6 protein-coding genes are annotated in these 10,975 nt (G+C 68.0%); 4 read left to right on the top strand and 2 right to left on the bottom strand.

Translation table 11 applies throughout. The features are described from left to right. Positions 1-93: 93 nt before the first annotated feature. Both AB7P10_RS14395 and map read right to left on the bottom strand, forming a co-directional pair. A complete protein-coding gene (locus AB7P10_RS14395; RefSeq protein ID WP_428294531.1) occupies positions 94-2,808 on the bottom strand; it encodes a [protein-PII] uridylyltransferase in 2,715 nt (904 codons plus the stop codon). A 4-nt stretch (positions 2,809-2,812) separates the two neighbouring features. After that, complete coding sequence (map, locus tag AB7P10_RS14390; protein ID WP_428294530.1) at positions 2,813-3,646, bottom strand: type I methionyl aminopeptidase; 834 nt, start codon at positions 3,644-3,646, stop codon at positions 2,813-2,815. A 127-nt stretch (positions 3,647-3,773) separates the two neighbouring features. Between map and purL the strand changes: the two genes are divergently transcribed. The 4 genes from purL to AB7P10_RS14370 all read left to right on the top strand — a co-directional run bounded on the left by purL (position 3,774) and on the right by AB7P10_RS14370 (position 10,963). Beyond that, entirely contained in the window at positions 3,774-7,841 is a 4,068-nt protein-coding gene (gene purL / locus AB7P10_RS14385; protein WP_428294529.1) for a phosphoribosylformylglycinamidine synthase, read from the top strand. A 22-nt stretch (positions 7,842-7,863) separates the two neighbouring features. After that, complete coding sequence (locus AB7P10_RS14380; protein ID WP_428294528.1) at positions 7,864-8,136, top strand: DUF2164 domain-containing protein; 273 nt, start codon at positions 7,864-7,866, stop codon at positions 8,134-8,136. A gap of 73 nt (positions 8,137-8,209) precedes the next feature. Further along, positions 8,210-9,181, top strand: coding sequence for a DUF808 domain-containing protein (locus AB7P10_RS14375; protein ID WP_428294527.1), 972 nt, complete (start codon positions 8,210-8,212; stop codon positions 9,179-9,181). Positions 9,182-9,295: 114 nt separating this feature from the next. Then, positions 9,296-10,963 carry a toll/interleukin-1 receptor domain-containing protein gene (locus AB7P10_RS14370; protein ID WP_428294526.1) on the top strand — a complete coding sequence of 556 codons (1,668 nt, stop codon included), beginning with the start codon at positions 9,296-9,298 and terminating at the stop codon, positions 10,961-10,963. The last annotated feature ends 12 nt before the right edge of the window (positions 10,964-10,975 follow it).

Raw genomic sequence — 10,975 nt, 5'->3', positions numbered from 1 at the left:
ATATAGGCGGTGCCCTGGGCGCAGACTTGGGCGGGGCACAGCCGCGGAGCCGTGCCCCGTGGCCGCCGATGACCGGAGCAGCCGGAGCGCAACTCAGCCCTCCAGCGTCTCCAGCAACTCCGTCTCGATCTCGATCTGCCGCTTGTTCATCTGCAGCTGCGGCCCGCTGATGAGGAAGGTGTCCTCCACCCGCTCGCCCAGCGTGGTGATCTTGGCGAGTTGCACGCTGATGTCGTTGCGCGCCAGCACGCGCGTGATGCCGTAGAGCAGGCCGGCGCGGTCACTCGCGGACACCGACAGTAGCCAGCGCTGGGCCTTGTCGTCGGGGCGCAGGTCCACGCGCGGCGTCACCGGGAAGCTCCGCACGCGGCGCGACAAGCGCCCCTTTGTGGGCACGGGCAGTGGGCCGCGATCGTCGATGGTTCGGGCGAGGTTGTTTTCCACCATCGCGATGAGTTCGCGGTAGTGCTCCGACATGTCGGGCGCGACCACCTGGAAGGTGTCCAGCGCGTGGCCGGTGCGTGTGGTGTGCACGCGGGCGTCCAGGATGCTGAAGTGTGAGCTGTCGAAGTAGCCGCAGATGCGGGCGAACAGGTCACTCTGGTCGCTCGCGTAGACCAGCACCTGCAGGCCTTCCACGTCGGGCGAGATGCGCGCGCGCACGATGCACTTCTCCGGCACGACGGTGTCTGCAGCGGCTCCTGACGCGGGCTTTGCGCTGGCCTGGCGCGCGATCTGGCGCGAGAGCACCCGCGTGTGCCAGGCGATCTCGTCGGCCTGGTGGCGCATGAAGTAGCTCACGTCCAGGGTGTCCCACAGCGCCTTGTGCGCCATGTGGGGCAGGGCGTGCAGCGCCAGCATGGACAGCGCCTCGCGCTTGCGCCCTTCGATCACGGCCCCCGGGTCGGGTGCGCGGCCGCCCAGCGCGCGCAGCGTGTAGCGGTAGAGGTCTTCCAGCAGCTTGCCCTTCCAGGCGTTCCACACCTTGGGGCTGGTGCCGCGGATGTCGGCCACGGTGAGCAGGTACAGGGCGGTGAGGTAGCGCTCGTTGCCCACGCGTTTCGCGAACGCGGCGATCACGTCGGGGTCGCTCAGGTCTTCCTTCTGCGCCATGCGGCTCATGGTGAGGTGCTCGGCCACGAGGAACTGGATCAGCTTCGTGTCCTCGCGCCCGATGCCGTGCTGGTGGCAGAAGGTGCGCACGTCGCGCGCGCCCAGGTCGGAGTGGTCGCCGCCGCGGCCCTTGGCGATGTCGTGGAAGATCGCCGCGATGTAGAGGATCCAGGGCTTGTCCCAGCCGGCGGCCAGCTGTGAGCAGAACGGGTATTCGTGCGAGTGCTCGGCAATGAAGAAGCGGCGCATGTTGCGCAACACCATCAGGATGTGCTGGTCCACCGTGTACACGTGGAACAGGTCGTGCTGCATCTGGCCGACGATGTGGCGGAACACCCAGAGGTAGCGCCCGAGCACCGAGGTCTGGTTCATCAGCCGCATGGCGTGCGTGATGCCTTCGGGTTCCTGCAGGATCTGCAGGAAGCGTGCGCGGTTGACCGGGTCGGCCCGGAAGCGCGCGTTCATCACCGGGCGCGCGTTGTAGAGCGCACGCAGCGTGCGCGCCGACAGACCCTTGATACCCACCGTGGTCTGGTAGAGGTGAAAGGTCTCCAGGATCGCGTGCGGGTGTTGCACGTACAGGTTGTCGCTCGCCACTTCGAGCATGCCGCCCTTGTCGAAGAAGCGCTCGTTGAGCGGGCGCAGGCGGTCCACGCCGGCCACGTCGCTCTGCAGGCGTTCCTGGATGTTGAGCAACAGGATCTGGTTGAGCTGGGTCACGGCCTTGGCGGCCCAGTAGTAGCGCTTCATGAGCGCTTCGCTGGCGCGGCGGGTGCCACGCGCGTTGGGCGCGCCGTGCTCGCCCGGTGCGATGGGTGTGGTGACGGCTGGCACCTGCGCCTTGTAGCCGAACGATTCGGCCACCGATGTCTGCAGGTCGAACACCAGCCGGTCCTCGCGCCGGTGGGCCAGCAGGTGCAGGCGCGCACGGATCAGGCTCAGCAGGGCTTCGTTGGCCTTGATCTGGCGCGCTTCGAGCGGCGTGGCCAGCCCTTTGCGCGCGAGCTCGTCCCAGCTGCGACCCAGGCCGGCGGCCTTGGCCACCCACAGGATGATCTGCAGGTCGCGCAAGCCGCCGGGCGACTCCTTGCAGTTGGGTTCGAGCGAATATGGCGTGTTCTCGAATTTGTGGTGGCGTTGGCGCATCTCCAGCGTCTTGGCCACAAAGAAGGCCTTGGGATCCATCGCCTGGGCGAGCTGGCTCACGAGGTCGGCGAAGGCGTTCTTGCTGCCGCAGATGAGCCGGCATTCCAGCAGCGAGGTCTGTACCGTCACGTCCCTGGCGGCTTCCTCAACGCAGTCGGCGATGGTGCGCACGCTCGAACCGATTTCCAGGCCGAGGTCCCAGCAGGCGCCGATGAAGGATTCCAGACGGGCCTTGAGCGCCGCGTCCTGCTCGGGCTCGCTGCCGTCGGGCAGCAGCACCAGCACATCGATGTCGGAGAACGGAAACAACTCGCCACGGCCGAAGCCCCCGACCGCGACCAGTGAGAAACCCGGGCCGAGCCCGGCGAGCGACCAGAGTTCACGCAGGGTCTGGTCGGTCAGTCTGGACAGCTGTTGCAGGGCCTTGCGCACCCCCCGCGTGGACGAGCCCTGCACGCCAAGGCGGGCCAGCAGTTCGGCCTTGTCATTGCGGTACTGCAGCCGCAGGGCGCCGAGGTCGGGCACGGCGGCCGCGGGCGCCTGCGCCATGGCCTCAGGCAAGGGCGGCGGCCGACGGCGGCGTCACGAAGGCGGGCGCGGCCGGGCTGCCGGCGGAGAGCGTGAGCACCTCGTACCCGGTTTCCGTCACCAGAACCGTATGCTCCCATTGCGCCGAGAGCGAGCGGTCGCGCGTGACGATGGTCCAGCCGTCGCCCATTTCCTTGATGTCGCGCTTGCCGGCGTTGATCATGGGTTCGATGGTGAAGGTCATGCCGGGCTTGAGCTCTTCCAGTGTGCCGGGGCGGCCGTAGTGCAGCACCTGCGGGTCTTCATGAAAACGCTGGCCGATGCCGTGGCCGCAGAACTCGCGCACCACCGAGAAGCCGTTGCCCTCGGCGTAAGTCTGGATGGCGTGGCCGATGTCGCCCAGCCGGATGCCGGGGCGCACCATCACGATGCCCTTCCACATGGCCTCGAAGGTCACCTGGGAGAGCCGGCGCGCCTGCACCGAGCAGGCCGCCTCGCCACCGATCAGGTACATGCGGCTGTTGTCGCCGTACCAGCCCTCGGGGGTGATGACGGTCACGTCCACGTTGAGGATGTCGCCCTTCTTCAGCGCCTTCTCGTTCGGGATGCCATGGCAGACCACGTGGTTGATGGAGGTGCACAGGTGGCCGGGGTAGGGCGGGTAGCCGCTGGGCTGGTAGCCGATGGTGGCCGACACCGTGCCCTGCTGCTTCATGTAGTCGGCCGCGAGACGGTCGATTTCGAGCGTGGTGACGCCGGGCTGGATCAGCGGCGTGAGGTAGTCCAGCACTTCGGATGCGAGGCGGCAGGCCGTGCGCATGCCCGCGATGCCGGCTTCGTCTTTGTAGGTGATGCTCATGGGGCGCGATTATCCCATCGGGGCCCGGCTGGCAGGGCCTCCAGGGGCCAAGGCCATGGGGGTGGGCGGGTAAAATTCCGGGTTTTCCCGCCCAGGTCTCTGGGTCAACGCACCTCAGGCTCCCAACGTGTCCCTGCACCTGCGCTTTTTTGAAGGCGGCAACGCCGTCAGCGACTTCAAAGTCCAGCAGCTTCTGCCCCGCCTCGCGGGCATTTCCGAAAAGATCACCGGCCTCTCGGCCCGCTTCGTGCACCTCGCGGGCTTCGACGGCGAACCCGACGCCACCACGCTGCAGCGCGTGGGCGAGCTGCTCACCTACGGCGAACCTCCCACACCAGTCCATGTCCAGCTGGAAGCGGTCGACGCCCCGGCGCTGCTGGTCATGCCGCGCCTGGGCACGGTCTCGCCGTGGGCCTCCAAGGCCACCGACATCGCCCACAACTGCGGTCTGGCGTTGCACCGGGTGGAAAGGCTGATCGAGTACCGGGTCGAGCTCAAGGCCGGCCTGCTGGGCAAGAAGGCCACCTTGTCCCATGACCAGTTGCGCGCCGTGGCCGAGCTGCTGCACGACCGCATGACGGAGAACGTCTCGCTCGACCGCGCGCAGGCACAGGCCCTGTTCACGGAGCTGCACCCCGCGCCCATGGAGCAGGTGGACGTGCTCTGCGGCGGCCGGCAGGCGCTGGAACAAGCCAACGCCGACTGGGGCCTGGCCCTGGCCGAGGACGAGATCGACTACCTGGTCCATGCGTTCAACGGCTTGAAACGCAACCCGACCGACGTCGAACTCATGATGTTCGCGCAGGCCAACAGCGAACACTGCCGCCACAAGATCTTCAACGCGCAGTTCACCATCGACGGCGTGGCGCAGGACAAGAGCCTGTTCGGCATGATCCGGCACACCCACCAGCTCGCACCCCAGCACACCGTGGTGGCCTACTCGGACAACGCGTCCATCATGGAGGGCAGCGAGGTCGAGCGCTTCGTGGCGCGCGCCAGCGGTGACGCATCGCCCGCCTACGCGGCGGAAGCGGCGACTCACCATGTGCTGATGAAGGTGGAAACCCACAACCACCCGACCGCCATCTCGCCGTTCCCCGGTGCCTCCACCGGCGCGGGCGGGGAGATCCGCGACGAGGGCGCCACCGGCCGTGGCTCGAAGCCCAAGGCGGGCCTGACCGGTTTCACCGTCGGCAAGCTCTGGGGCGGCTTGAGCGACCAGCCCGGTGGCAAGCCCGGGCACATTGCCAGCCCGCTGCAGATCATGACCGAGGGCCCGCTGGGCGGCGCGGCCTTCAACAACGAATTCGGCCGGCCCAACCTGCTGGGCTACTTCCGCGAGTACGAACTGCAGGTGGACGGCGTGCAGCGCGGCTACCACAAGCCCATCATGATCGCCGGCGGCGTGGGCGTGATCGACGCGGCGCAGACGAAGAAGATCGAATTCCCCGCCGGTTCGCTGCTGATCCAGCTCGGTGGCCCGGGCATGAAGATCGGCATGGGTGGCAGCGCGGCCAGTTCCATGGCCACGGGCACCAACGCGGCCTCGCTCGACTTCGACTCCGTGCAGCGCGGCAACCCCGAGATCGAGCGCCGCGCGCAGGAGGTCATCAACCACTGCTGGCAGCAGGGCGCGAACAACCCCATCCTGGCGATCCACGACGTGGGTGCGGGCGGCCTCTCCAACGCCTTCCCGGAACTCACCAACGACGCGGGCCGCGGCGCGCGCTTCGACCTGCGCGCGGTGCCGCTGGAAGAAAGCGGCCTGGCGCCGAAGGAAATCTGGTGCAACGAAAGCCAGGAGCGCTACGTGCTGGCGATCGCGCCAGAGTCGCTGGAGACCTTCAAGGCGTTCTGCGAGCGCGAGCGCTGCCCCTTCGCCGTGATTGGCGTGGCCACCGAGGAGCGCCAGCTGGTTCTGGCCGACGAAGGCCAGCAAAGTCCGGTCGACATGCCGATGAACGTGCTGCTGGGCAAGCCCCCCAAGATGCACCGGGACGTGAAGACCGTCGCACGCGCACCTGCCCCACTCGACCTCACCGGCGTGGACCTGCAGAAGGCCGTGATCGATGTGCTGAGCCACCCGACCGTGGCCTCCAAGCGCTTCCTCATCACCATTGGTGACCGCACCGTGGGTGGTCTCTCGCACCGCGACCAGATGGTCGGCCCCTGGCAGGTGCCGGTGGCCGACTGCGCCGTCACTCTGGCCGACTTCAAGGGCTTCGCCGGCGAGGCCATGGCCATGGGCGAGCGCACGCCGCTGGCCGCGCTGGATGCGCCTGCGTCCGGCCGTATGGCGGTGGCCGAAGCCATCACCAACCTGCTGGCCGCGCCCATCGAGCTGCCGCGCGTGAAGCTCTCGGCCAACTGGATGGCCGCCTGCGGCGAACCTGGCGAAGACGCCGCGCTGTACGAGACGGTGAAAGCCGTGGGTATGGAACTCTGCCCGGCGCTGGGCATTTCCATCCCCGTGGGCAAGGATAGCCTGTCCATGCGCACGCAATGGAACGAAGGTGGCGAGACGAAGAAGGTGAGCTCGCCAGTGAGCCTGATCGTGAGCGCCTTCGCCACGCTGCCCGACGTGCGGGGCACGCTGACACCGCAGTTGAACAATGCGCTGGAGGACACCACGCTGGTGTTGATCGACCTGGGCAAAGGCCGCCACCGCATGGGTGGCAGCGTGCTGGCCCAGGTGCTCGGGCAGGGCGGTGGTGAGGTGCCCGACCTGGACGAGACGCAGGACCTGGTGCGCTTGGTCAACGCGGTGAACGCACTGCGCGCCGACGGCAAGCTGCTGGCTTACCACGACCGCAGCGACGGCGGCCTGCTGGCGGCGGCCGCGGAGATGGCGTTTGCCGGCCATGTGGGCGTGGCGCTCAACGTGGACCTGCTCGTCACCGAGGGCGATGGCATCAGCGACAGCCGCGCCGAGATGGGCGACGCCAAGAACTGGGCCGGCCAGGTCAGCGCCCGCCGCGAGGAACTCACACTCAAGGCCCTGTTCAGCGAAGAACTGGGCGTGCTGCTGCAGGTGCGAACCGAAGACCGCAACGCGGTGATGCAGACCCTGCGCGAGCATGGCCTGAGCAAGCACAGCCACTTCGTCGGCAAGACGCGGCCGGCGTCGTCCGCCATGGACGCGGGCAAAGGCCAGTTGCAGGTCTGGCGCGACACGAAGGCCGTGTTCTCCGGCAGCCTGTTCGACCTGCACCAGGTCTGGGACAGCGTGAGCTGGAAGATCAACCTGCAGCGTGACAACCCGGCCTGCGCCAACGCCGAGCACGCCGCGGCCGGCCGACCGGAAGACCCGGGCCTGCATGTGCATCTGACCTTCGACCCGGGTGCAGAAACAGCCGTTCGCCCTGAGCTGGTTGAAGGGCATCCAGACCCGGCGACATCGACAAGCCCAGCCCGGGCGGGACTTTTGCTCACCCGACCCAAGGTCGCGATTCTGCGCGAGCAGGGCGTGAATTCCCATGTGGAGATGGCCTACGCCTTTACCCAGGCGGGCTTCGAGGCCTTCGACGTGCACATGACCGACCTGCAGGGCGGCCGCGCGAAGCTCGCCGACTTCCAGGGCGTGGTCGCCTGCGGCGGCTTCAGCTACGGCGACACGCTGGGCGCGGGCATCGGCTGGGCCCGCAGCATCACCTTCAACCCAGCTTTGTCCGAGCAGTTCCAGGCATTCTTCGCGCGCAAAGACACCTTTGGCCTGGGCGTGTGCAACGGCTGCCAGATGTTCGCTGAGCTGGCCGACATCATCCCCGGCGCCGAGGCCTGGCCGCGTTTCACCACCAACCAGAGCGAGCGCTTCGAGGCGCGCCTGTCGATGGTGGAGGTGCTCGATTCGCCCAGCCTGTTCCTGCAAGGCATGGCGGGCAGCCGCCTGCCGATTGCCGTTGCGCATGGCGAGGGCTACGCCAATTTCCGTCACCGGGGCGATGCGTCGAAGGCCATTGCGGCCATGCGCTACACCGACCACACCGGCGCGGCCACCGAGGCCTATCCCTTCAATCCGAACGGCAGCCCGGGTGGCCTGACGGCGGTGACGACGGCCGACGGCCGCTTCACGGCCATGATGCCGCACCCCGAGCGCGTCTTCCGCAACATCCAGATGAGCTGGACCGACCAGGACCCGTCTGCCCACAGTGCATGGATGCAGCTCTGGCGCAATGCGCGCCGTTGGGTGGGGTGACTTCTTCCAGGAGCATGCGCACATGACCGTCGAAATCCCGAAGGACGCTCGCACCGAGGCCATCGCCTCGATTCAGCGCTACTTCGACGAGAACATGGACGAGCGCATCGGCAACATCGCCGCCGGTGGCCTGCTTGCCTTCTTCCTCGAAGAGATCGGCCCGGTGGTCTACAACCAGGCCGTGGCCGAGGTGCAGGAACGCCTGCAGATGCGCATCTCGGAGATCGACATCGAGATCCACGAAGAGGCCTTCACCTACTGGCGCCGGCGCGAAAAATCCAGCAGGAAGTCCTGACGATCCGGACATCTCGCTGTTCCCACCGATCTTGCCCCATCCCTGACTGTTTACACCTGGAAGGACGCCCGTCATGGCCGGAACCAGCCTGCTTGCGCTGATCGATGACATCGCCACCTTGCTTGACGACGTGGCAGTGATGACCAAGGTGGCGGCACGCAAGAGCATGGCCGTCGCGGACGACGTGGCCGGCATGACCCAGCTCGCGGCGAAGAAGACCGCTGGCGTGCTGGGCGACGACCTCGCGCTCAACGCGCAGCAGGTTACCGGCGTGAAGGCCGATCGCGAGTTGCCCGTGGTCTGGGCGGTCGCCAAGGGGTCGATGCTCAACAAGGCGATCCTCGTGCCCGCGGCGCTGCTGATCAGCGCTTTTGCGCCCTGGGCCATCACGCCGCTGCTCATGCTCGGCGGCCTGTTCCTGTGCTTCGAGGGTGCCGAGAAACTCTGGCATGCCTTTGGCTCGCGCAAGTCGGAGGACGCGGTGCACCACCAGGAACTGGTCGCCGCGGTGGCCGACGAGAACGTCGACCTTGTGGCCTTCGAGAAGGACAAGATCAAGGGTGCCGTGCGCACGGACTTCATCCTCTCCGCCGAGATCATCGTGATCACGCTGGGCACCGTGGCCACGGCCAGCATGGGCCTGCGCGTGGCCGTGCTGGTGGGCATCTCGCTGCTCATGACCGTGGGCGTCTATGGCCTGGTGGCCGGCATCGTCAAGCTCGACGACCTCGGGCTGCACCTCAACCGGCAGCAGGCGACCTGGAAGCAAGCGATAGGGCGCGGCATTCTCGCGGCCGCCCCCTGGCTCATGAAGACCCTGTCGGTGGTGGGCACGGCCGCCATGTTCCTCGTGGGGGGCGGCATCCTGCTGCACGGTGTGCCAGCGCTCGGCCACGGCGTTGAAGCTTTCGCCGCCACGCTGGGCTGGATCGGATCGGTGCTCTTCAGCCTGGCCGGGGCCGTCGTGGGCCTGCTGGCCGGTGGTCTGGTGCTGCTCGCCGTGGGTCTGATCGCGCGTCTGCGCGGCCAGCCCGCACCGCACTGATGGCCTGGCCCATCCCCGCGGTGGGGGTGGTGCCTTGCGGTGCACGCGCCGTAGAATGACCCGGCCACTCCGCATGGGGCCCATGCGGCGGCGGTGTGAAGGGGGTCTGGCCGCATGGATGGCATCTTCATCAGCTACCGGCGCGACGATTCGGCGGGCTACGCCGGGCGTCTCTATGACCGCCTCGTTCCCCATTTCGGCGCCCACCGCGTCTTCATGGACGTCGAAGGCATTGAGCTCGGGACGGATTTCGTCACCGCAATCGAAGAGGCGGTGGGCTCCTGCCGCGTGCTCGTCGTCATCATCGGTGACGAGTGGCTGACCACCACCGATGCCGCGGGCCGGCGGCGCCTGGACGATCCACACGATTTCATCCGGCTGGAAACTGTCACCGCGCTGCAGAGGGGTATTCGTGTGGTGCCGGTGCTGGTGGGTGGTGCCCTCATGCCGCGCGCCGAGGAACTCCCCGAAGACCTCAAACCCCTGGCACGCCGCCAGGCCATTGAAATCAGCCACAAGCAGTGGGAGGCGACCACCGCACAGCTGATTCAGGCGCTTGAGGGCATTCTGTCGAACGGCGCGGCAGTGCCCGTGCCGTCGCCAGACCCGCCCGAACCACCCGATGGCGATCCCGGTTGGTGGCAGCGCTGGCGGCGCCCGGCCACCCTGGCGGGGGCCTCGCTGTGCGTGCTCGGCGCCACCTGGTGGCTGCTCGCCGGGCGTGGCGGAGACGACCGGTCGACCCAGGCCTCGCGCGAAACCTTGTTGACGGCAGAAGCACCGCCAGAGCACGCCGCCGCAGCGCCGGTAGCGGCCACCACCGCACGCCCACAGGGGCCAACGCCTGCACCGGCCGCTGCACCAGCACCAGCACCAGCTCCAGCTCCCAGGCCCGAACCGCCTTCCATCCGCGCGTTCCAGGCCCAGGCCGACCCCGCTGGCGTGCGCCTGTGCTACTCGGTCACTCTGGTGGATCAGCTCACGTTGGCGCCTCGGCCGGGCGCGCTGCCGGTCGGCGCGCGCGTGGCCAAGGACTGTGTCAGCGTGGCGCTGGACGAGACGACGACCTTCACGCTGACCGCGCGCAACGCGGAAGCGACGGTGCGCAAGACGCTCACGGTGCCGGCGCGCAGGTTGCCCGCCACCACACCCGCTCCCGAGGTCGCGGCGAGGCCGCCCGCAGTGCCCGCCCCGGAGACCGCCGCCAGCGCGGCGGATGCCGGCAAGCCCCGGGTGGGCGAAAGCTGGACCTACCGCACCAGCGGCAAATGGCCGACGAGCCCGAAGCGCAGCATCGTCATCGCGGTGCAGTCGGTGGCCAACGACGTGATCACCGAGGGCTTGCGCGCCGAGGGACTGGCCAGCGACGTGCGCCGCTCCGCGGGCGCGCGGCCCATGTTCATGAGCTGGAGCGAGATCGGCAACGAGTTCAGCCCCTACCTGGGCGCCTACGCCGACCTGGACCGCCTGGGCACGCTGCGCGGCTTCTCTACGCCGGATGTGCTGCCCAACTGGTCGCAGTGGTACTCCGAGGCGAAGGTGGTGGGGCAGGAGAGCGTCACCGTGCCGGCCGGCCGTTTCCAGGCGCACAAGGTGGAGGTCTGGAGCAGCCGCAGCCCCAGTGGCGGCCCGACCATGGCCAACATGGAACCGGTGCGCATCCACTACCTGATCTGGTACGCGCCGACGGTCAAGCGGTACGTGAAGATGCAGCGCCGCGTGCTCTACGCCTCGGGCACCGAGGCCGAGCGAGATCTGTTCGAACTGGTGGCCCACCGCTGATCAACCCTTGAC

It is taken from the genome of Hydrogenophaga sp. (assembly GCF_050182545.1).
Taxonomy (GTDB): domain Bacteria; phylum Pseudomonadota; class Gammaproteobacteria; order Burkholderiales; family Burkholderiaceae_C; genus Hydrogenophaga.
Note: the sequence above shows the minus strand (reverse complement) of the source record. Positions and strands in the feature narration are given on the sequence as shown.